The 21615-nt window shown below is 71.4% G+C and carries 21 protein-coding genes; 17 read left to right on the forward strand and 4 right to left on the reverse strand.

What is annotated here, in order from left to right; all coding sequences use genetic code 11:
• Nucleotides 1–36 precede the first annotated feature (36 nt).
• The 6 genes from rpe (at nucleotide 37) to LZ604_RS20605 (ending at nucleotide 6291) form a co-directional block, all read left to right on the forward strand.
• Nucleotides 37–723, forward strand: coding sequence for a ribulose-phosphate 3-epimerase (gene rpe, locus LZ604_RS20580; protein WP_234516881.1), 687 nt, complete (start codon nucleotides 37–39; stop codon nucleotides 721–723).
• A gap of 78 nt (nucleotides 724–801) precedes the next feature.
• A complete protein-coding gene (locus tag LZ604_RS20585; RefSeq protein ID WP_234516963.1) occupies nucleotides 802–1845 on the forward strand; it encodes a sugar-binding transcriptional regulator in 1044 nt (347 codons plus the stop codon).
• Between the two features lie 237 nt (nucleotides 1846–2082).
• Nucleotides 2083–2436: a barstar family protein gene (locus LZ604_RS20590; RefSeq protein ID WP_234516882.1), complete on the forward strand. Its 354-nt coding sequence runs from the start codon at nucleotides 2083–2085 to the stop codon at nucleotides 2434–2436.
• A 107-nt stretch (nucleotides 2437–2543) separates the two neighbouring features.
• Complete coding sequence (locus tag LZ604_RS20595; RefSeq protein ID WP_234516883.1) at nucleotides 2544–3986, forward strand: GuaB1 family IMP dehydrogenase-related protein; 1443 nt, start codon at nucleotides 2544–2546, stop codon at nucleotides 3984–3986.
• Between the two features lie 348 nt (nucleotides 3987–4334).
• The gene (locus LZ604_RS20600) at nucleotides 4335–5828 is read left to right on the forward strand and encodes an amino acid permease (protein ID WP_234516884.1); all 1494 of its coding nucleotides are present in this window, start codon (nucleotides 4335–4337) and stop codon (nucleotides 5826–5828) included.
• Between the two features lie 10 nt (nucleotides 5829–5838).
• Complete coding sequence (locus LZ604_RS20605; RefSeq protein ID WP_234516885.1) at nucleotides 5839–6291, forward strand: Lrp/AsnC family transcriptional regulator; 453 nt, start codon at nucleotides 5839–5841, stop codon at nucleotides 6289–6291.
• A gap of 129 nt (nucleotides 6292–6420) precedes the next feature.
• Here the strand turns inward: LZ604_RS20605 and LZ604_RS20610 are convergent, their stop codons facing one another.
• On the reverse strand, nucleotides 6421–7161 hold the full coding sequence (locus LZ604_RS20610) for a GntR family transcriptional regulator (protein WP_234516886.1): 741 nt from the start codon (nucleotides 7159–7161) through the stop codon (nucleotides 6421–6423).
• A 224-nt stretch (nucleotides 7162–7385) separates the two neighbouring features.
• Between LZ604_RS20610 and LZ604_RS20615 the strand changes: the two genes are divergently transcribed.
• The 10 genes from LZ604_RS20615 (at nucleotide 7386) to LZ604_RS20660 (ending at nucleotide 18949) form a co-directional block, all read left to right on the forward strand.
• Nucleotides 7386–8543 carry an ABC transporter substrate-binding protein gene (locus LZ604_RS20615; protein ID WP_234516887.1) on the forward strand — a complete coding sequence of 386 codons (1158 nt, stop codon included), beginning with the start codon at nucleotides 7386–7388 and terminating at the stop codon, nucleotides 8541–8543.
• A complete protein-coding gene (locus tag LZ604_RS20620) occupies nucleotides 8540–9442 on the forward strand; it encodes an ABC transporter permease (protein WP_234516888.1) in 903 nt (300 codons plus the stop codon). Before LZ604_RS20615 ends, LZ604_RS20620 begins: the two co-directional genes overlap by 4 nt.
• Nucleotides 9430–10242, forward strand: a complete 813-nt coding sequence (locus LZ604_RS20625) for an ABC transporter permease (protein ID WP_234516889.1) — start codon at nucleotides 9430–9432, stop codon at nucleotides 10240–10242. Before LZ604_RS20620 ends, LZ604_RS20625 begins: the two co-directional genes overlap by 13 nt.
• Before the next feature lie 5 nt (nucleotides 10243–10247).
• A complete protein-coding gene (locus tag LZ604_RS20630) occupies nucleotides 10248–11336 on the forward strand; it encodes an ABC transporter ATP-binding protein (protein ID WP_234516890.1) in 1089 nt (362 codons plus the stop codon).
• 51 nt (nucleotides 11337–11387) lie between these two features.
• On the forward strand, nucleotides 11388–12854 hold the full coding sequence (locus LZ604_RS20635) for an HAD-IA family hydrolase (protein WP_234516891.1): 1467 nt from the start codon (nucleotides 11388–11390) through the stop codon (nucleotides 12852–12854).
• Nucleotides 12855–12993: 139 nt separating this feature from the next.
• A complete protein-coding gene (locus LZ604_RS20640) occupies nucleotides 12994–15411 on the forward strand; it encodes a sensor histidine kinase (RefSeq protein WP_234516892.1) in 2418 nt (805 codons plus the stop codon).
• A complete protein-coding gene (locus LZ604_RS20645; protein ID WP_234516893.1) occupies nucleotides 15401–15850 on the forward strand; it encodes a roadblock/LC7 domain-containing protein in 450 nt (149 codons plus the stop codon). The genes LZ604_RS20640 and LZ604_RS20645 overlap by 11 nt, the downstream gene beginning before the upstream one ends.
• Nucleotides 15851–15856: 6 nt before the next feature.
• Nucleotides 15857–16240, forward strand: a complete 384-nt coding sequence (locus tag LZ604_RS20650) for a DUF742 domain-containing protein (protein ID WP_234516894.1) — start codon at nucleotides 15857–15859, stop codon at nucleotides 16238–16240.
• Nucleotides 16241–16413: 173 nt separating this feature from the next.
• On the forward strand, nucleotides 16414–17202 hold the full coding sequence (locus LZ604_RS20655) for a carbon-nitrogen hydrolase family protein (RefSeq protein WP_234516895.1): 789 nt from the start codon (nucleotides 16414–16416) through the stop codon (nucleotides 17200–17202).
• A gap of 49 nt (nucleotides 17203–17251) precedes the next feature.
• Nucleotides 17252–18949, forward strand: a complete 1698-nt coding sequence (locus tag LZ604_RS20660; RefSeq protein WP_234516896.1) for a flavin monoamine oxidase family protein — start codon at nucleotides 17252–17254, stop codon at nucleotides 18947–18949.
• A 28-nt stretch (nucleotides 18950–18977) separates the two neighbouring features.
• Here the strand turns inward: LZ604_RS20660 and LZ604_RS20665 are convergent, their stop codons facing one another.
• Nucleotides 18978–19907 (reverse strand): LLM class F420-dependent oxidoreductase, encoded by a 930-nt coding sequence (locus LZ604_RS20665; RefSeq protein WP_234516897.1) that lies wholly within the window; start codon nucleotides 19905–19907, stop codon nucleotides 18978–18980.
• Between the two features lie 89 nt (nucleotides 19908–19996).
• Complete coding sequence (locus tag LZ604_RS20670; protein WP_234516898.1) at nucleotides 19997–20671, reverse strand: DUF5995 family protein; 675 nt, start codon at nucleotides 20669–20671, stop codon at nucleotides 19997–19999.
• 106 nt (nucleotides 20672–20777) lie between these two features.
• Here LZ604_RS20670 and LZ604_RS36290 point away from each other — a divergent pair, with 106 nt between their 5' ends.
• Nucleotides 20778–21005 carry a hypothetical protein gene (locus LZ604_RS36290; protein WP_372482167.1) on the forward strand — a complete coding sequence of 76 codons (228 nt, stop codon included), beginning with the start codon at nucleotides 20778–20780 and terminating at the stop codon, nucleotides 21003–21005.
• A gap of 163 nt (nucleotides 21006–21168) precedes the next feature.
• On the opposite strand, the gene LZ604_RS20680 is transcribed toward LZ604_RS36290, so the two are convergent.
• Nucleotides 21169–21609 carry a hypothetical protein gene (locus LZ604_RS20680; protein WP_234516899.1) on the reverse strand — a complete coding sequence of 147 codons (441 nt, stop codon included), beginning with the start codon at nucleotides 21607–21609 and terminating at the stop codon, nucleotides 21169–21171.
• Nucleotides 21610–21615 lie beyond the last annotated feature (6 nt).

Genomic DNA, 21615 nt, shown 5'->3' on the forward strand with positions numbered 1-21615 from the left:
GAGAGCGACCGACGGCGGGCATGGCAGTCTTGGGGCATGGCCGTGCAGATCAACCCCAGCATCCTGTCCGCCGACTTCGCCCGCCTCGCCGAGCAGGCGAAGGCCGTGGAGGGAGCCGACTGGCTCCACGTCGACGTCATGGACAACCATTTCGTCCCGAACCTCACGCTCGGCGTGCCGGTCGTAGAGGCCCTGGCGCGGGCGACGGACACCCCGCTGGACTGCCATCTGATGATCGAGGACGCCGATCGGTGGGCACCGCAGTACGTCGAAGCGGGTGCCGGATCGGTCACCTTCCACGCCGAGGCGGCCGGCGCGCCCGTGCGGCTGGCCCGGGAGATCCGGGCCAAGGGCGCCCGCGCCTCCATGGCTCTCAAGCCCGCGACGCCCATCGAACCGTACGAGGACCTGCTGCCCGAGCTGGACATGCTGCTCATCATGACCGTCGAGCCCGGCTTCGGCGGTCAGGCGTTCCTCGACATCATGCTGCCCAAAATCCGCCGCACCCGTGAGCTGATCAGCAAGCACGGCCTCGAGCTCTGGCTTCAGGTCGACGGCGGCGTCTCGGCCTCCACCATCGAGCGGTGCGCGGAGGCGGGGGCGGACGTCTTCGTGGCCGGTTCGGCGGTATACGGGGCGGCCGACCCCGCCGCGGCGGTACGTGCACTACGCACCCAGGCGGAGGCGGCGACGGCCCGCGCGTCCTGGGCGTGCGACGACTGAGCCAACGGAACCTGAACGCCGACCGTCCGGGCTGATCGAAACCGCCGGATCTGCAAGGATGAACGGCGAATGCAGAGTGTGAACAGCAGTGAGGAGATGGCCGTGTCGGGTATGTCGGCGGGCCGGTCAGCCATGCGCATGGGACCCGCTGAGCTGGTGCAGGCGGCGGCCATGGCCCGTCGCTTCTACCTCGAGGGCAAGTCCAAGATCCAGATCGCGGAGGAGTTCGGCGTCAGCCGCTTCAAGGTGGCCCGGGTCCTGGAGACCGCCCTCGAACGGGATCTCGTACGGATCGAGATCCGAGTGCCGGCCGAGCTGGACGCGGAGCGCTCCGACGCGCTGCGCGCCCGCTACGGCCTCAGGCACGCCGTCGTGGTCGAGTCGCCGGCCGAGGCCGAGGAGTCGCCCGATCCCGAGAACCTCGGGGAGGTGGCCGCCGACCTGCTCGGCGAGCTGGTGACCGAGGGCGATGTGCTTGGCCTGGCCTGGGGCCGGTCGACCATCCACATGGCGGCCGCCCTGGACCGGCTGCCACCGTGCACGGTGGTGCAGCTGACGGGCGTGTACGACGCCGGCACCGCCGAGCGAGGCTCGGTGGAGGCCGTCCGCCGCGCCGCGCAGGTGTCCGGCGGGGACGCGCACCCGATCTACGCGCCGATGCTGCTGCCGGACGCGGCGACGGCTGCGGCGTTGCGGAACCAGACGGGGATCGCCCGGGCCTTCGAGTACTTCGACAAGGTCACGGTCGCCTGTGTCTCCATCGGCTCCTGGGAGCCCGGCATCTCGACGGTGCACGACATGCTGAGTGACGAGGAGCGGGCGCACTACGCGTCGCTCGGTGTCGCGGCCGAGATGTCCGCGCACCTCTTCGACGCGCAGGGCCGCCGGATCGGACGGGACCTCGGGGAACGGTGCATCACCGTCAAGGCGGACCAGCTGCGTCGTATCCCGGAGGTCGTCGCGATCGCGGGCGGGCAGCGGAAGGCGTCCGCCATCGACGCGGTGCTGCGCTCCGGGCTTGTCACCAGTCTGGTGACGGACACGTCGGCGGCGGACTACCTGATGACGGCGGGTCCGACCCCGACTCCGGCCCTGCACCGAGCGGACCCCGACGGAACTTGAGGGCTGCGGGGGCCCCGGGATTCCGACGCCGGCCGGGCGGGGTCCTCGGGCTGCGAGGACCGCGCGTACGCGGTGCCCGCCCTGGGCTCGCGCGAGCCCGGGGCCGGGTGCCTCGTCGCCGGTCCGGGCGGTGAGACAGCGGTGAGACAGCGGTGCTGCACCGACGATCACCGCAAGACGTTTCAAAAGACGTTTCACTACAAGACGTTTCAACAAAATCGTTGAGGGCGGTACGAGATGACCGACGACCTGGCGGGCCGCCTCGTGGTCCTGCTGGACCTCGACGGGGTCACCGACAAGTCCGCCTTCATGGAGCGGGTCGCGCGCGCCCTGGACCTCCCGGACTGGTTCGGCCGCAACTGGGACGCGCTCGCCGACTCGCTGAGCGACCTCACGGTATGGCCCTCCGCTGCCGCGGAGCGGGGTCTGCTGCTCGTCGTGCGGGGCTGGCGGCCGTACGCGAAGGAGCGGCCGCAGGAGTGGCGGATCGCCGAGGAGGTGTTCTCCGAGGCCGTGGAGGGGACACCGGGGCTGTCCGTGGCCCTTGAGCTTGGAGGATCCTACGAAGGGTCCTCTGACCTGCCTGGATGATCGCCCCGGGGACCGTACGAGTGGCGCCATGGGACAATGAAGTACGTGCTCTTCCCCCTGGCTGACCTGTCAGGGGGCCGCCTCTGATCGACTGGGATGTGCAGCACGTGCGTTTCCTCAATGACATCCAGCCCGCCTACGACCTGACGTACGACGATGTGTTCATGGTGCCGAGCCGCTCCGCAGTCGGCTCCCGGCAGGGCGTGGACCTCGCCTCCCCGGACGGTTCGGGCACCACCATCCCGCTGGTCGTCGCCAACATGACCGCGATCGCCGGCCGTCGCATGGCGGAGACGGTGGCCCGGCGCGGTGGGCTGGTCGTCATCCCTCAGGACATCCCGATCGACGTGGTCACCGATGTCATCTCCTGGGTCAAGAGCCGCCACCTGGTGCTCGACACCCCGATCGTGCTCGCCCCGCACCAGACCGTCGCAGACGCCCTGGCGCTGCTGCCCAAGCGCGCGCACAACGCGGGCGTGGTCGTCGACGCGGAGCAGCGGCCGATCGGTGTGGTCACCGACGCGGACCTCTCGGGGGTCGACCGCTTCACCCAGCTCGAAGTGGTCATGTCCAAGGACCTGCTGCTGCTCGACGCGGACATCGACCCGCGTGAGGCGTTCAACACCCTCGACGGAGCCAACCGCCGCTACGCGCCCGCCGTCGACAAAGAGGGCAAGCTCGCCGGCATCCTCACCCGCAAGGGCGCCCTGCGTGCCACGCTCTACACCCCGGCGACCGACGCGAACGGCAGGCTGCGTATCGCCGCCGCCGTCGGCATCAACGGTGACGTCGAGGGCAAGGCCAAGCAGCTTCTCGACGCGGGTGTGGACACGCTCGTGATCGACACCGCGCACGGCCACCAGGAGTCGATGGTCAGCGCGATCAGGACGGTGCGGGCGCTCGCCCCGAAGGTGCCGCTGGCGGCGGGCAACATCGTCGCCGCCGAGGGCGTGCGCGACCTGATCGAGGCCGGCGCGGACATCGTCAAGGTCGGTGTCGGTCCCGGTGCCATGTGCACCACGCGGATGATGACCGGTGTCGGCCGGCCCCAGTTCTCGGCGGTGATGGAGTGCGCGGCCGAGGCGCGGAAGTACGGCAAGCACGTGTGGGCCGACGGCGGTGTCCGCCACCCGCGCGACGTCGCGATGGCGCTGGCGGCCGGTGCGTCCAACGTGATGATCGGCTCGTGGTTCGCGGGCACCTACGAGTCCCCCGGCGACCTGCATCAGGACGCGGACGGCCGCCTCTACAAGGAGTCGTTCGGCATGGCCTCGGCGCGCGCGGTCCGCAACCGCACGTCGGAGGAGTCGGCGTACGACCGGGCCCGCAAGGCGCTGTTCGAGGAGGGCATCTCGACCTCCCGCATGTTCCTCGACCCGGCCCGCCCGGGCGTGGAGGACCTGATCGACTCGATCATCGCGGGCGTCCGCTCCTCCTGCACATACGCCGGTGCCGCCTCCCTGGCGGAGTTCGCCGAGCGGGCCGTCGTGGGCATCCAGAGCGCGGCGGGCTACGCGGAGGGCAAGCCGCTGCACGCCAGCTGGAGCTGATCCGACACATCCTCGGCTGCGGCCCCCGTTCCCCGATTCCGGGGAGCGGGGGCCGTTCGCGTGCCCGGTCGGAGGGCGGGGGGCGTGGGCCCGTGGACGGGGCCGCCACCGCCGGTGGACGCCCGGCGCAAACTTCGAAAGGGCTTGCGCAACAAATTCCCGGCACGTCTCGATGAACGCAATGATCTTGCGACGGTGCGCAAGGTTGCTGCATTACGCCCGGGAAGGGCGCACTCATAGGGTCGTGCGCTGTACGTGGCGTGGCGAGGACCCCGCTCGGTGGTCCCCGTCCCTGGGTGCCGCCGGTCCCCGCCTGCCCCCTTGACGGCAGCGATAAGGAGCCGACGCGTGCTCGACCAAGGCGCACCCCTGCAGTCCCGCAGTCATCCAGCCCGGCCGTCCCTGGGTCTCGGCGCACGGCTTGTGCGCCGTAAGCCCGTGGAACACCTGGTCGCCGAGGGCGGCCAGGGCGAGGGCGGAACGCTGCGGCGTTCGCTCGGGCTGTGGCAGCTGACCATGATCAGCATCGGTGCCACGCTCGGCACCGGCATCTTCGTGGTCCTCGGCGAGGCCGTCCCGAAGGCCGGTCCCGCCGTGACGCTGTCCTTCGTGATCGCCGGTCTCACCGCGCTGTTCTCCGCCCTGTCCTACGCCGAGCTGGCGGGCACGATCCCGGTCTCCGGTTCCTCCTACTCGTATGCGTACGCAACGATGGGCGAGCTGATCGCCTGGGTCTGCGGCTGGTGTCTCGTCCTGGAGTACGGCGTGTCGGTCGCGGCCGTCGCGGTCGGCTGGGGCCAGTACCTCAACGAGCTGCTGGACGGCACGATCGGTGTCACCATCCCGGACGCGCTGTCCGCCCCGCCCGGCGACGGCGGCATCTTCAACCTCCCGGCACTGATCGTCGTGCTTCTGGCCATGGCGTTCCTGCTCGGCGGTGCCAAGGAATCCGCACGGGCCAACACGATCATGGTCGTCGTGAAGATCGCCGCGCTGCTGCTCTTCTGCCTGATCGGCATCCAGGGCTTCCGCTCCGGCAACTACGCGAACTTCATGCCGCTCGGCATGGCCGGGGTCAGCGCCGCCGGGGCCACGCTGTTCTTCTCGTACATCGGCTTCGACGCCGCCTCCACGGCGGGCGAGGAGGCGAAGAACGCACAGCGAGACCTGCCGCGCGCGATCATGCTGTCGCTGGTGATCGTGACGGCGCTGTATGTCGTCGTCGCGGCCGTCGCCGTGGGCGCGAAGCCCTGGAAGCGGTTCAACGACTCGGAGGCGGCTCTCGCCCAGATCATGAAGGACGTCACGGGACAGACGTTCTGGGGCACGCTGCTGGCGGCCTGCGCGGTCATCGCCATCGCCAGCGTCGTGCTGACCGTGCTCTACGGCCAGACGCGCATCCTCTTCGCGATGTCCCGCGACGGCCTGGTGCCCAAGGTGTTCTCGCGTGTCCACCCGCGCACCGGAACGCCCCGCGCCAACACGGTCATCGTGTCCCTCTTCTGCGGTGTCCTCGCCGCGGCGATTCCGCTCGGGCAGCTCGCCGACGCCACCAGCATCGGCACCCTGTTCGCCTTCGCGCTGGTCAACGTGGCGGTCGTGGTGCTGCGCCGTACGCGTCCGCACATGACCCGCACCTTCCGGGTGCCGCTGTCGCCTGTGCTGCCTGCGCTGGGCTTCGCCTTCTGCCTCTGGATGATGGGCAGCCTCTCTGCCGTCACCTGGGTGGTCTTCGGGGTCTGGATGGCCGTGGGGCTCGTGTTCTACTTCCTGTATGGCTATCGGCGCTCCCGGCTGGCCGCCGCGGAGCCCGCGGCACCCGTAGTCACCGCAGAGAAGTGAACCACCCGCCTTGCTGAACGATCTCGACGAACGCATCGTCCACGCCCTCGCCGAGGACGCCCGCCGCTCCTACGCGGACATCGGGCACCTGGTCGGCCTCTCCGCGCCCGCCGTGAAGCGGCGGGTGGACCGGCTGCGCGCGACCGGCGCGATCACCGGGTTCACGGTCCGGGTGGACCCCGCGGCGCTCGGCTGGGAGACCGAGGGGTTCGTCGAGATCTACTGCCGGCGCAACACCTCTCCGGAGACCATCCAGCGGGGTCTGGAGCGCTATCAGGAGGTCGTGGCCGCCTCCACCGTCACCGGTGAGGCGGACGCGGTCGCGCAGGTCTTCGCCTCCGACATGCGTCACTTCGAGCGTGTGCTGGAGCGGATCGCCGGGGAGCCGTTCGTGGAGCGCACGAAGTCGGTGCTCGTCCTGTCGCCGCTGCTGCGCCGGTTCTCGTCGGGCTCGCCGACGTAAAGAGCTCGCCGGCCTGAGGAGCTCGCCGGCCTAAGGAGAGCACCGACGTGGGCGCGCCCGGCCGAGGCGCGCGCCCGGTCCAAGGCCCCGGTCAACGGGCGCGTCCCGGCAAGGGGCGCGCCCCGCCCCCTATTCCGCCGTCTTCCGGGCCAACGCGTTGTTCCCGATGGAGTTGTGCACGCTGAAGCTCACGGCGTCCGAGCGGTAGCGGTCGTCCGACCACTCCACCGGGCGTCCCTCGCGGGTGGTCGTGACCCGGCGGACCCGCAGCAGCGGGCCCGCCCGGCGGACACCGAGCAGTTCGGCGTCCTGCGCGCCCGCCGCGACCGCGTCGATGATGTGCTCCCCGTACGCGAAGACCAGGCCCGTCTCCTCGAAGAGCCGCTGGGTGACGGAGGAGCAGTCCGGCTCGATGGACTCCACCGCGGGGGAGATCCAGTCGGCGTACACCGTGCGCTCCAGCAGGACGGGCTCGCCGTCCAGCCCGCGTACCCGCAGCACATGCAGCACGGGTGTGCCTTCGGACAGGTGGAGCCGCACCGCGTCCTCCTTGGTGGCCGGCCGGTACCCCTGCGCCACCACGTGCCCGGTCGCCTCGCGGCCCATGGCGCGGGCCCACTGCGCGAAGCTGCGCAGCTCCGCGAAGCTCTGGCTGCGGCGGCTGGCCAGCACCACCCGGCGGGCGCCCTGCCGGGACCCGATGAGTCCCTCGGCGCTCAGGGCGGCGACGGCCTGGCGGACCGTGCCGCGGGAGACGCCGTAGTGGGCCGCGAGGTCCGTCTCGGTGGGCAGCAGACTGCCCACCGTGTACTCCTCGCGGTCGATCGCCCGCCGCAGTGCGTCGGCGATCTCCTCGTGTCGCGCCGCCATGCTTCCCCTCTGAGTCGACTGCTGTTCACAGCATGGCCAGCCTAATCGAGACCTGGGCGTGATCTTCGCTCGTCGGGATTGTGCAGGCAAGAGAGGCCCAGGGTTTCACCGGCGTTTACGAAAAGGACACCGGCTGCGGGCGTACTAGGGGTAACTTGTTCAGACAAGTTGAGCAAGCCCTCCCTCCCTCAGTTTCACCGCTCGCGCGTACTCCTGGAGAGACAGTGACCGTGTTCCTGCCGAGAACCGCCGTCCTCACCGGTGGCCTTGCCGTCGCCGCCGCACTCGCCCTCAGCGCCTGTGGCGCAGCCCCCGACAACAAGTCGACCACCGCGGACGGCAAGAGCGCGGCCACCGCGACCTCGGCCGCGGACCTCGGCGGCCTCGACGCCCTGGTGAAGGCGGCCAAGAAGGAGGGCACGCTGCACGCGATCGCCCTGCCCCGCGACTGGGCCAACTACGGCGCCCTGATCGACGGCTTCCAGAAGAAGTACGGCATCAAGGTGCAGGTCGAGAACCCGGACGGCAGCAGCCAGGACGAGATCAACGCCGTCACCTCCCGCAAGGGCCAGGACCGCGCCCCCGACGTCCTCGACCTCGGCAGCTCCTTCGCGCTGAGCGCCGCCCAGCAGGGGCTGCTCGCGCCGTACAAGGTGACGGGCTACGCCGACATCGCCGAGGGCCAGAAGGACCCGCAGGCCCGCTGGTACAACGACTACGGCGGCTACATCTCCATCGGCTGCGACGCCAAGCGCGTCAAGGAGTGCCCCACCACCTTCAAGGACCTCCTCAAGCCGCAGTACAAGGGCCAGGTCGCCCTCAACGGCAACCCCACCAAGTCCGGTTCCGCCTTCGGCGGCGTCTACGCGGCCGCCCTCGCAGGCGGCGGCTCCTTCGACGACATCCAGCCCGGCCTCGACTTCTTCGCCAAGCTCAAGAAGAGCGGCAACTACACGCCCGTCGAGTCGACCCCGGCCACCGTCGAGAAGGGCGAGACCCCGATCAGCATCGACTGGGACTACCTGAACGCCGGCTACGCCGACGAGTTCAAGTCCAAGGGCGTCGACTGGAAGGTCGCCATCCCCGCCGACGGCCAGTACGCCCAGTACTACTCCCAGGCCATCACCAAGGACGCCCCGCACCCGGCGGCCGCCCGTCTGTGGCAGGAGTACCTCTACAGCGCCGAGGGCCAGAACCTCTGGCTCAAGGGATACGCCCGTCCCGCGCTGATGCCCGCCATGGAGAAGGCCGGCACGCTCGACAAGACCGCCGCGGCCAAGCTCCCCGCGGTCTCCGGCACGCCGTCCTTCCCGACGGAGGCCCAGCAGAGCAAGGCCAAGACGCTCATCGCCCAGGGCTGGGGTAAGGCCGTCTCCGGATGACCGCCGTCCTCACCGAGGCCGAGGTGGCGCCCGCCGCTGCTGCGCAGCAGCGGCGGCGGCGCCGCGTCTCCGGCACGCTCGCCGTCCTCCCGCTGCTCGCCTTCACGGCCGTCGCCTTCGGGATCCCCGCCGTGGCCATGCTGAACGGCGCCTTCACCGTGAAGGACCCCACGACGGGCGCCACGTCCTACGGCACGGCCAACCTGACCGTCTCGCTGCACGGGGCCTACCTCACCGCCCTGGCCGGCAGCGTGAAGCTGTCCGCCGTCTGTGCCGCCCTCGGCACCGTCCTCGGGCTACCGCTCGCCCAGGCCGTGGTGACCTCCCGCTTCCGGGCCCTGCGCGAGGCCGTGCTCACCGCATCCGGCGTCCTCGCCAACTTCGGCGGTGTCCCGCTGGCCTTCGCCTTCGTCGCCACCCTCGGCAACTCCGGTGTGGTGACCCGCCATCTGGGGCTCACCGACAAGGGCTGGAGCCTGTACAGCTTCTGGGGCCTGGTCATCGTCTACCTGTACTTCCTGATCCCGCTGATGGTCCTCACCATCACCCCGGCGCTGGAGGGCCTGCGCACGCAGTGGCGCGAGGCCGCGCAGAACAACGGCGCCACGACCCTGCAGTACTGGCGCCATGTGGCCCTGCCCGTGCTGGGGCCCTCGCTGCTCGGTGGACTCGTGCTGCTGTTCGGCAGCGCCTTCTCCGCCTACGCCACCGCCGCGGCCATGGTGGGCAGCGCGGTTCCGCTGGTCACCCTGCAGATCGCCGACGCCCTCTCAGGCAACGTCCTGGTCGGCCAGGAGAACGTGGCACTCGCCCTCAGCCTCGACATGGTCCTGGTGGCGGGCCTGGTCATGGCCGTGTACCTGCCCCTGCAACGACGGAGTGCGCGATGGCTCGCCTGAACCTGTGGCGCTGGGGCGTCCTCGCCCTGGCCGGCCTGTACTTCCTGGTCCCGCTCGCGGCCTCCGTGGTCTTCACGGTGGACGTGCCCGGCCAGGGCGTCACCTTCGACGCCTACCGTCAGATCGTCTCCACCCCCGGCTTCGGCCCCGGCCTGCTGCTGTCGCTCGAGCTGGCCGCCGCGACCATCGCCGTGGTGCTGCTCCTGATGGTGCCCGCCACCGTGGCGCTGCGGCTCGACGCGTCCCGGCTGCGTCCGGTCGTCGAGGTGGTCTGCTCACTGCCGCTGGTCGTCCCGCCGATCGCGTTCGTCGCGGGCATCGCCACGGTCCTGAAGTGGGGGCCCGACTATCTCTCCCGCACGCCGCTGTTCCAGACGTTCGTGGCGATCCAGAACCAGGACTTCCCCGTCGTGCTCGTCCTCGCCTACGTGGTGATGGCGCTGCCGTTCGTGTACCGGTCCCTGGACGCGGGCCTGCGCGCCATCGACGTGCGCACCCTCGTGGAGGCCGCGCGCAGCTGCGGGGCGAGCCCGGCCCAGGCGCTGGTCCGGGCGGTGCTGCCGAATCTGCGCGGGGCCCTGCTGAACGCCTCCTTCCTCACGCTGGCGCTGGTCCTCGGCGAGTTCACCGTCGCCCAGCTGCTGGGCTTCACCCCCTTCGCCGTGTGGATCTACAGCGTCGGCGGCTCACAGGCCCAGCTGTCCGTCGCCGTCTCCGTGCTCAGTCTGCTCGTCACCTGGGCCCTGCTTCTCTCGCTCGCCGTCCTCGGCGGGCGCTCCCGAACCGCCGCCAAGGGATGAACCTCATGACGCTCGACAAGGCCGCAACGCTCGAACAGGCCGTCACGCCCGACAAGGCCGCCACGGTCGAATTCCGCGGCCTGCGCCGGGAGTTCGGCGCCACGGTCGCCCTCGACGGACTCGACCTCACCGTCCGCCCCGGCGAGCTCCTCGCCCTGCTGGGCCCGTCCGGCTGTGGCAAGACCACCGCGCTGCGCATGCTCGCCGGATTCGAGCACCCCGACTCCGGTGCGGTGCTCGTCGACGGCGAGGACGTCACCCGCGTCCCGGCCCACCGCCGCGACGCCGGGATGGTCTTCCAGTCGTACAGCCTCTTCCCGCATCTGACCGTGCTCGACAACGTGGCGTTCGGGCTGCGCATGCGCAAGGTGCGCACCGCCCAGCGGCGCGCCCGGGCCGCCGAACTGCTCGACCTGGTCGGCCTCGGCGACAAGGGAGAGCGCTTCCCGCACCAGCTCTCCGGCGGACAGCAGCAGCGCGTCGCCCTGGCCAGGGCACTCGCCCTGCGCCCGCGTGTCCTGCTGCTCGACGAGCCGCTCTCCGCGCTCGACGCCAAGGTGCGACTGACCCTGCGCGAGGAGATCCGCCGCCTTCAGCAGGAACTCGGCATCACCACCCTGTTCGTCACCCACGACCAGGAGGAGGCCCTGTCCATGGCCGACCGGGTCGCGGTGATGCGTGCCGGACGGCTCGAACAGTGCGCCGTCCCCGCGGAGTTGTACGGCCGTCCCGCCACCGCCTTCGTCGCAGAGTTCGTCGGTACCATGAGCCGGATCCCGGGGCGGCTGTCCTCGGACACCGTCGAGGTGCTCGGGCAGCGGCTGCCCGTCGACGGGGACGCACCCGCCGCGACCGAGGTGGACGTGCTGGTGCGGCCCGAGGCGGTCCGGGTGACCGCGGACGAGAAGGGCGAGGCGCGGGTGGTCGCCACCGCGTTCCTCGGCGCCTCGGTCCGGCTGACCGTGCGCCTCGCCGGCGCCACCGAGCTGAAGGCCGACCTGCCGGCGCACGAGGCGGCCGAGCTGAGCGCCGGTGCCGCCGTGACGGTGACCCTGCCGGAGCGCCCCGTGCTGGTCGCCGAGCGCGCCCGCTGACGCCCGCCGCCTCATATGCAAGCCCTCCCCCCACCCAGGAAAGAGAGAACCGTGACCCGACGCCCGCTCCAGGCCGTCCTGTTCGACATGGACGGCACGCTCGTCGACACCGAGCGGCTGTGGTGGGAGGCGGTGGAGCGGGTCGCGGCCGGACTCGGCCGGACGCTGGGCGCCGACGACCAGCCTGAGGTGCTCGGCCGTCCCGTCGAGCACACGGCCGGCTGGCTGGCCTCGCTCACGGGCGCCCCGGCCGCCGGTCTCGCCGCCGCATTGCACGGTGAGTTCGCCGAGCGGGTCCGCGACGGCGTGGTGCCCCGCCCGGGCGCGCTCGGCCTGCTCGACGCCCTCGCCCGCGAGGGCATCCCCACCGCGCTCGTGACCGCCTCCCCGAGGGCTGTCGCCGACACCGTCCTCGAAGTGCTGGGCGCGGCCCGCTTCGCGGTATCCGTCACCGCCGACGACACCGAGCACACCAAGCCCGCGCCCGACCCGTACCTGGCCGCGTGCCGCGCGCTCGGCGTCGACCCCGCAGGTTGCGTGGCCGTGGAGGACACCCCGACCGGGGTCGCCTCCGCCGAGGCGGCGGGCTGCGCGGTGCTCGCCGTACCTTCGCTCGCACCGATCGAGCCCGCGCCCGGGCGGACCGTGCTGGCCAGCCTGGAAGACGCCACCCCCGAGCGGCTGCGGTCCCTGCTGCCGTACGAACTGCGCGTGATGAGCTGGAACCTGTGGCTCGGCGGCAGCATGGTCGACGACCACCGGGCCAAACAGCTCAAGGCGGTCCTGGAGACGGGGGCCGATGTGGTGGGCCTCCAGGAGACGGGCGGCACGGCGGCCCAGGAGCTGGCCGAGGCGCTCGGCTGGCACCACCACCGGGCCGGGGAGAACCTCGGTGTCATCAGCCGGTACCCCATCACCGCCCGCTTCGGGGACCCGGACGTGCGCTTCTACGGGGCGGCGGGCGTCCGGCTGCGCGTCGGCCCGGGATGCGAGGTCGACGTCTGGACGGCCCACCTGGACTACACCCCGTACGGACCCTACGAATCCGCCTTCGACGGGCTGCCCGCGACCGAGCTGATCGCCCACGAGGAGGTGCGGCTCGCCCAGATGCGGGACACCCTGCGCCGGATCGACGAGTCGGCCACCGACGGCGTTCCGCTCGTGCTCGTCGGCGACTTCAACTGCCCCTCGCATCTGGACTGGCCGGATGTCGCATGGCCGGTGACGAAGGCCGCCGAGGAGGCGGGCCTGCGCGACTCCTATCGCGAGGCCCACCCGGACCCCGTCCGCCACCCCGGCCACACCTGGTCCCCGATCCACGTCCTGCACGAGGACGGCAGCGGGCGCCCCGAACCCCAGGACCGCATCGACTACGTGCTCCACCGGGGCCTCGCGGTGCTCGACTCCCGCACCGTGGTCGTCGGCAGTCCGAGCGCCTGGCCGGACGTCGCGGCCAACGACTGGCCCTCGGACCACGCGGCGGTCGTCACCACCTTCGCCGTTCACCGCAGGTCCTGACTCCGGGTTACCCGAGGCAACCATTGCGGTGACCTGATCCATACCGTAGGTTGTGCCGCACTCACTACCGGCGGGTAATACCTGCAGGTCACCCGACCCCCGCCCGGCACCCGACCGTCATGTCCTCCCGGGGGAGACCATGCGCTGGCCTTTCGGCCGTCCCACCACGGTTCGCGCGCGTATCGTGGCGCTCTCGCTGGCTCCGGCGATCGCCCTGCTGACCCTGTGGAGCTTCGCCATGGTGTCGGTCACCGGTGAACTCCGGGCCCTCGTCCGGCTCCAGGGCGTGTACGAGGACTTCGGCACGCCCGTCGACACGGCGATCGGGCAGATCCAGATCGAACGACGGCTCGCGGCCGCGTATCTGGGCGGGGGCCACCGCAACGGGGCCGCCCTGGACCTGCTGGAGCAGCAGCGCCGTACCGACCGGGCCGTGAACGCCCTGAAGGAAGCGGTCCGGGACGGCGACCGCGGCCGGCTGTCCGACGGGCAGCGGCGGACGCTCGACTCCGCGGTCGCCGCCACGGGCAGGCTGGAGGGGCTGCGGGACCGTGTGCTGTCGGGCCGTATCTCCTGGGACCGGGCGGTGGCCGAGTACAGCGCCCTGGTGGAACCCGGTTTCGACGTCCAGTCCGCGCTCACCGCGCTGCAGGCCGGCCGGCTCGCGCGGGAGGCACAGGTCGTCACCGAGCTGGTGCGGGTGCGGGAGTTCGTCTCGCGGGAGGACGCGCTCGTCGCCGGGGCGCGTGCCGCCGGGCGACTGACCGACCGTCAGTACGACACGCTCACGGCCACCATCGAGGACCGCCGTGTGTTCGAACGGACCTATGTGCCCGACCTGCCGTCCGACTCGCGGACCCTCTTCGAGCGGTTCCAGCACGACAGCGTGCACAGCGCCCTGACCGCGGGCGAGGACGCCCTGCTGCGCGCGGGCGCCGACGGCGCGGGCCGGGCGGTCTCGGCCGACTCGTGGCGGACGACCACCGACCGGGCCGTGAAGCGCTACATGCTGCTGTGCACCCAGTCCGCCGAGAACGCGGCCGCGCACGGGCGGGCGTTCGCCTACCGGGAGCTGGCCAAGGCCGCAGCCGTCGGGGTGATCGGACTGGCCGCCGTCGGCCTGTCGCTGTGGCTGGCGGTCCGTGGCGCCCGGCGTATCTCACGCCGCCTGGAAACGCTGCGGGACTCCGCCGACCTGCTGACCACCCGACAGCTCCCCGACGTCATGGAGCGGCTGAGCGCGGGTGAGGAGGTGGACGCCCTCGCCGAAGCGCCGCCGCTGGCCGAGGGCGAGGCGGGCCCCGACGAGATCGGGCAGGTCGGCCGGGCCTTCAACGCCGCACGCCGCGCGGCCGTCGAGGCCGCCGTGAAGCAGGCCATGCTCCGCCGCGGGCTGTTCGCCGTGCTGCTCAACATCGCGCGGCGCAACCAGGCCCTCGTCCACCGCCAGCTGAAGCTCGTCGACACCCTGGAGAGGCGCACCGAGGACCCCGACGTCCTCGAGGAGCTGTTCCGGATCGACCATCTGACCACCCGTATGCGGCGCCACGCGGAGAGCCTGATCATCCTCTCGGGTGCGGCTCCCGGCCGCAGATGGCGGCGGCCGGTGCCCGTCGCCGATGTGGTGTCCTCCGCGGTGAGCGAGATCGAGGACTACGCGCGCGTCGTGGTCCCGCCGATGCCGGAGGTGGGGATCGCGGCGGACGCCGTCGCCGACGTCGTGCATCTGCTGGCCGAACTCCTCGAGAACGCCACCGTGTTCTCCCCGCCGCACACCCGGGTCACCCTGCGCACCGAGCGTGTCCGCGGCGGCTTCGTCCTGGAGATCGACGACCGCGGCCTCGGGCTCGGCCCCGACGAGATCGACGCGGCCCACCGCACGCTGACCGCCCCGGACGGGTTCGACCCGACCCGCCACGACCGGCTGGGCCTGTACGTGGTGGGCCGGCTCGCCGCCCGGCACGGGGTCGAGGTCACCCTCACACGGTCGCCGTACGGCGGCACCACGGCGGTCGTGCTGCTGCCGGAGGCGATCCTGGCCGAGGTCGTGCTCGCCACACCCGCCCCGCGGGACGACGCCAAGGTCCGGGCGCTGCCCGCACGGGGCGGCACGGCGGTGCTCACCCGCGAGCGGCGGGGGGAGCGAGAGCAGCGGCACACGCGGCAGGAGGGCCCCGAGGACCCGCGGCACGCGCGAGAGAAGGGGTCCGGGGACCCGGGTGAGCGGGGGAGCGAGCACCCGCGCGAGCAGGGGCCCGAGCACGCGCGCGAGGAGGGGCCCGAACCCGCTCCGCCCCCCGCCGCTCCCGCCCTGCCCACCCGCGTCCGTCAGACCTCCCTCGCGCCCGGCCTGCGCACCGGGGCGCCGGCTCCCGACGAGGCCCCGGGGCGCGAGGTGAGCGCCGAAGAGGTACGGGACATCTTCGGCGCCTACCAGCGTGGCCTGGACCGCGGCCGCAAGGGCATCCCCACGGACCCCGGCCCCGCCGGGCGAACCGAGACCCCCGCGGAGCGAACCGAGACCGAGGAAGGGACGGACGCCGACGATGCGCCGTGACCAGAGCCCCGAGCACCCCGCCCAGGCCGACCAGCCGCCCGGCACGGATCTGGGCTGGCTGCTCGACGATCTCGTGGCAAGAACCGACCACGTACGCCAGGCCGTGCTGCTGACCGCGGACGGCCTCCCGCTGAGCTCCTCGGAGGGCATGCGCCGGCGGGACATCGAGCACCTCGCGGCCGTCTGCTCCGGCTTTCACGGCCTGGCCCGCTCGGCGGGGGAGCGGTTCGGTGCCGGCAAGGTCAGGCAGACCATGGTGATGCTCGACGAGGCCTATCTGTTCATCACCCCGGCCGGAGCCGGCACCCGGCTGGCCGTACTGAGCGAGGCCCGCACCGACGTCGGACAGCTGGCGCACGAGATGGCGCTGCTCGTCCGCCGGGTCGGCCGCCATATGGACGCCGCCCTGCGGTCGGCCTCGGACCCCGCCGGCACCTGACCGGCCGTGTCCGAAGACGACCGCTGGTACGAGGACGAGACCGGGTCCATGGTGCGTCCCTACACCGTGACCCGGGGCCGGACCCGCCCCTCACACCGTCACTCCATCGACTTGATGTCGCAGGTCACCGCCCTGGACACGGAGGACTCCCGCACGGACGTCGACCATGCCCCGGCGTCCCTGCTCGACCTGGTGCGCCGTGGGCCGCGGCCGGTCGTGGAGCTCGCCGCGGACGCCGATCTGCCGCTGACGGTCGTGCGTGTGCTGCTCGGCGACCTGGCCGAGGCCGGTCTGGTGCGCATCGACGAGCCGCGCCTCAGGCCCGCGGGCGCCCCGGCGGCCGGCCCGGAGCTGCTGCGGGAGATCGTGGAGCGGCTGCGCGAGCTGTGAGCCCCGAAGCCCCGGAGCGAGCGCCGGCGGCACGCAACGAATCGCCGGCCGGCCCGCCCCCCACGCAACGATCCGCTCATGGGCGCGCAACGGCTCCTCCTTGTCCGGCCGAGGGCGCCGACCGTACCGTCTAACTGGCCCCCCAACCCCTTCCGTACCGGTGGAGAACACGCATGCGCACCGCCCTCCTCCAGAGCTCCGGCCGCCCCGGCTCGGTCGCCGAGAACCTCAAGGTGCTCGACGAGGCCGCGGGCCGCGCCGCCGGCGCCGGGGCCGGGCTGCTGGTCGCGCCGGAGATGTTCCTGACCGGGTACGCGATCGGCGACGAGATCGCCCGGCTCGCCGAACCGGCCGACGGCGACTGTTCGGACGTGATCGCGGACATCGCCTCCCGGCACGGTCTGGCCATCGCCTACGGCTACCCGGAGCGGGACGGCGAGACCGTCTTCAACGCCGCCCAGCTGATCTCCGCCGACGGCACCCGCCTCGCGAACTACCGCAAGACCCACCTCTTCGGCTGCTTCGAGCGCGACCACTTCACTCCGGGCGACCGGCCGGTCGTCCAGGCCGAGCTCAACGGCCTGCGCATCGGCCTGATGATCTGCTACGACGTGGAGTTCCCCGAGAACGTCCGCGCCCACGCCCTGGCCGGCACCGATCTCCTTGTGGTCCCCACGGCCCAGATGCATCCGTTCCAGTTCGTCGCCGAGTCCCTGGTGCCGGTGCGGGCCTTCGAGAACCAGATGTACGTCGCCTACGTCAACCGCGTCGGCCGGGAAGGGGAGTTCGAGTTCATCGGGCTGTCCACCCTCGCCGGACCCGACGGTGTCGCCCGCGCCCGCGCGGGCCACATCGAGGAGCTCGTCCTCGCCGACGTCGACCCCGCCCATCTCACCGCCTCCCGCGAGGCGAACCCGTACCTGAAGGACCGCCGCCCCGGTCTCTACGGGTCCCTCGTCTGATCCCCGCAGCCTTCCCCCGAGTTCTTCCCGCGCAAGGAGTCCGTACCCCATGACGTCCACGGTGCCCAACGCCGTCGAGCACGCAGACGAGCAGCAGCCGCCGATCACCATGTTCGGCCCGGACTTCCCGTACGCGTACGACGACTACCTCGCCCACCCGGCGGGCCTCGGCCAGATACCCGCGACCGAGCACGGCACCGAGGTCGCCGTCATCGGCGGTGGTCTGTCCGGCGTCGTGGCCGCGTACGAGCTGATGAAGATGGGCCTCAAGCCCGTCGTCTACGAGGCCGACAAGATAGGCGGCCGGCTGCGCACCGTCGGCTTCGAGGGCTGCGACCCGTCGCTGACCGCCGAGATGGGCGCCATGCGCTTCCCGCCGTCCTCAACGGCACTGCAGCACTACATCGACCTGGCCGGCCTGGAGACCACGCCGTTCCCGAACCCGCTGGCGGAGGCGACCCCCTCGACCGTCGTCGACCTCAAGGGCGAGTCGCACTACGCCGAGACGATCGACGACCTCCCCCAGGTCTACCGTGACGTCGCCGACGCCTGGAACAAGTGCCTCGAGGAGGGCGCCGACTTCTCCGACATGAACCGCGCCATGCGCGAGCGGGACGTCCCGCGCATTCGCGAGATCTGGGCCAAGCTCGTCGAGAAGCTCGACAACCAGACGTTCTACGGCTTCCTCTGCGACTCCGAGGCCTTCAAATCCTTCCGGCACCGCGAGATCTTCGGCCAGGTCGGCTTCGGCACCGGCGGCTGGGACACCGACTTCCCGAACTCCATCCTGGAGATCCTGCGGGTCGTCTACACCGAGGCCGACGACCACCACCGCGGCATCGTCGGCGGCTCTCAGCAGCTGCCGCTGCGTCTGTGGGAGCGTGAGCCGCAGAAGATCGTGCACTGGGCCCACGGGACGTCCCTGAGGTCGCTGCACGAGAACGGCGAGCCCCGGCCCGCCGTGACCCGGCTGCACCGCACCACGGGCAACCGGATCACTGTGACGGACGCCAACGGCGACATCCGCACCTACAAGGCGGCGATCTTCACCGCCCAGTCCTGGATGCTGCTGTCCAAGATCGCCTGTGACGACGCACTGTTCCCGATCGACCACTGGACGGCGATCGAGCGCACCCACTACATGGAGTCCAGCAAGCTCTTCGTGCCCGTGGACCGGCCGTTCTGGCTGGACAAGGACGAGGAGACCGGCCGCGACGTCATGTCGATGACGCTCACCGACCGGATGACCCGCGGCACCTACCTGCTGGACGACGGCCCGGACAAGCCCGCCGTCATCTGTCTGTCGTACACCTGGTGCGACGACAGCCTGAAGTGGCTGCCGCTGTCCGCGAACGAGCGGATGGAGGTCATGCTGAAGTCGCTCGGCGAGATCTACCCGAAGGTCGACATCAGGAAGCACATCATCGGCAACCCGGTGACGGTCTCGTGGGAGAACGAGCCCTACTTCATGGGCGCGTTCAAGGCCAACCTGCCCGGCCACTACCGCTACCAGCGGCGCCTGTTCACCCACTTCATGCAGGACCGGCTGCCCGAGGACAAGCGGGGCATCTTCCTGGCCGGCGACGACATCTCCTGGACGGCCGGCTGGGCCGAGGGCGCCGTGCAGACCGCGCTCAACGCCGTGTGGGGCGTGATGCACCACTTCGGCGGCGCCACCGACCCGTCCAACCCCGGCCCCGGTGACGTCTACGACGAGATCGCGCCGGTGGAGCTGCCCGAGGACTGAGCCCGGCCGTCGACGAGCGGGCGGCCGGTCAGATCCCGGCCGCCCGCGCCGTCGTGTATACGTTCGCGGCCAGGTCCTTCAGCTCCTGCGCGTCCCGGGCCGAGCCCTGGAGGTCGACGAGGATCTCGTCGAAGCCGACCTCGGCATGGGCCGCCAGGTCCTCCACGATCTGGTCGACGTTGCCCTGGAAGGGCCCTCGGTCCGGGCCGTCGTAGGCCCTCGCCGTGTACACCGCGTTCGCGCGCATCACCGTCTGCAGCGGTTCCACGCGGCCCTTCTCGGCAGCCAGGTCCTGCAGCGTGCGCCACTGCGCCGCCAGCCGGCCGGCGCCGAGGCCCACCGGGAGCCAGCCGTCCGCCTTCTCGACGAGCCGCTGCTGGGCGGTCCTGTTCGTCGCGGCCAGCAGGATCGGGATCGGCCGGGCCGGTTTGGGCGCGACCACCGCCGGAGAGATCTTCGTGAGCCCGCCCTCGTAGGAGACCGGGTCGGGGCCCCAGACGGCACGGCAGACATCGATGATCTCGTCCATGACCCGGCCCCGCTCCTCGAACGGGCGGACCCCGGCCGCCGCGTACTCGTCGAGGGACCAGCCGGTGCCCAGGCCCGCGACGATCCGGCCGCCGCTCGCCGCGTCCAGCGAGGCGAACGCCTTGGCGAGCTGGAAAGGGCCGTGCAGCGGCGCCACCAGAACGCCGGTGCCGAGCCGGACGCGCCGGGTGGCCGAGACGGCGAGGGCGAGCGTCACCAGGGGGTGAGCCACCCCGCGGTAGCTGTCCGGCCAGGGCATTCCCTCGATGCCGTACAGCCCCTGGGCCGCGGGCTCGGGGAACAGGGCCCGCTCGTACACCCACAGGCTGTCGTAGCCCATCTCCTCGGCGGCGTGTGCGACGTCGGGTACGTCCCGCCCGATGTCGTACTGCTTGTTCTGCGGGAGTCCGAGTCCGAGCAGGGTCGCCATGCCTGTCGCTCCTTCGTCATGGAGGGCCCCCTGATCAACGTACAGCGGCCACGGGGCACTGTCCGGCGCGACAGGCGCCGGTGGCCGGATCAGTGCGGTAGGGGTGTGAGCAGCATCCGGCTCGCGAATCCCACCGCCGCGTCCAGGCGGCGCCCGAACTCCTCGGCCACGTCCGGCAGGTGCCGCAGCGCCCAGAGCGCCCGGGCCGCCGACCATGCGGCCTCCCGGGCCCGCTCCAGGCTCCACGCACCGAGCAGATGGGTCAACGGGTCGGCGAGCTGAAGCAGATCGGGGCCGGGCATCAGTTCGTCGCGGATGCGCTCCTCCAGCGAGAGGAGAAGGTCGCCGACCCGCTCGAACTCGTCCTCCAGACCGGCCGGTTCGCAGCCGAGCGTTCGGCAGGTGTCCACGACGGCGAGTGCCAGGTCGTGGCCGATGTGGGCATTGATGCCCGCGAGCGCGAACTGCAGCGGCCGAACCCCGGGGTGGCGCCGGAACTGGAACAACGGCCGCCAGCAGGCGGGCACCGGACCCTCCTCGGCCACGGCGAGATACCGCTCGGCGAACCGTACGTCCAGCGCGATCGCGGCCCGTGGGTCCGGGAAGTACCCCGCGTCCAGACGGCGGTCGACCTCCTGGGTGACGGCGAGGTAGACCCGGTTGAAGACCGCGACGCCATCGTGCTCCGGCCAGGCTCCGTCCAGCGCCCGCATGCGTGAGACGACCGTGTGCACCCCGGTCGTGAACTGCTCCAACCGCACCATGGGGGCAGGGTTCCAGTCCTCGGCTGACCGGGGCGCCACCGGCCCGTGGGCTTCCCCGGAACGGGGGACGCCCGCTGTGGGCCATCAGGGGGACGGAAGGGGGCGGGTGCCGGGCTCACGCGTTTCGGCGGTCGGCCACCTCGCCGCGTACGACGCCCGGATCGACGCCTTCGCGGCCGCATCCGGCCCCGGCGAGGTCGTCGTCCTCGAACCGGACGCGGTCGCCCAGTGGGAGGGCCCCTCCGCTCCGCGGCGGGCGGACCGGTTCGCCTTGCCGGCGACTACGACGGCGGCCACTCCGGCTGGACTCGACGCCTACGCGGAGGACGCGTAAGCAGCTGAGCGCGGCACACGACCGGAACGACAGGGCTCCTGCGCCGAGACGTTGGCGAGTGATATCACCAGCGCGACGATCATGGCGAAAGTCCGCCTCCGCATGCCGAGTATGCGGTTCTCGGAGGCTCCGCTGAAACGGAGTCCAGCGGAGCCTCCTCCTTTCAGTTCGCCAACTGCTGGATCGCCTCGGCGTAGGAATTAGCCGGGGCCAGCTCGGACATTTTCTCGAAAAATCGTGTCCCAGCCGTCCTGACGGACTCAAGGAATTCGGCGGACGGGGCGCTTGCTCTTCTTACTTCGTTGCCGGTCTCGGCGGTTACCAGGACACGTGATCCCGAGGATTGGAAGGAAAGCTTGATCGGCTGGTCCGGGAAATACGTCTCTGCGAAGCCTGTCGTACCGAACTGCGTGACCATGTCGGCGACATAGCACCAGAGCTGGTCGACGTAGTCCCATTCTTCGAGGCCTATGATCGGCAGCCCGTCGATGGACAGCTGGATGGCACCCTCGATGTAATCAAGGTCCCTCGGCTGGGTACGGCAGGTCTCCACTGGCTGGAACTCGCCATTCGAGTCCTTCAGAAACGTCTCCACTTTGACCATGTCTTA

It is taken from the genome of Streptomyces glomeratus, assembly GCF_021462825.1.
GTDB classification, from domain to species: domain Bacteria; phylum Actinomycetota; class Actinomycetes; order Streptomycetales; family Streptomycetaceae; genus Streptomyces; species Streptomyces glomeratus.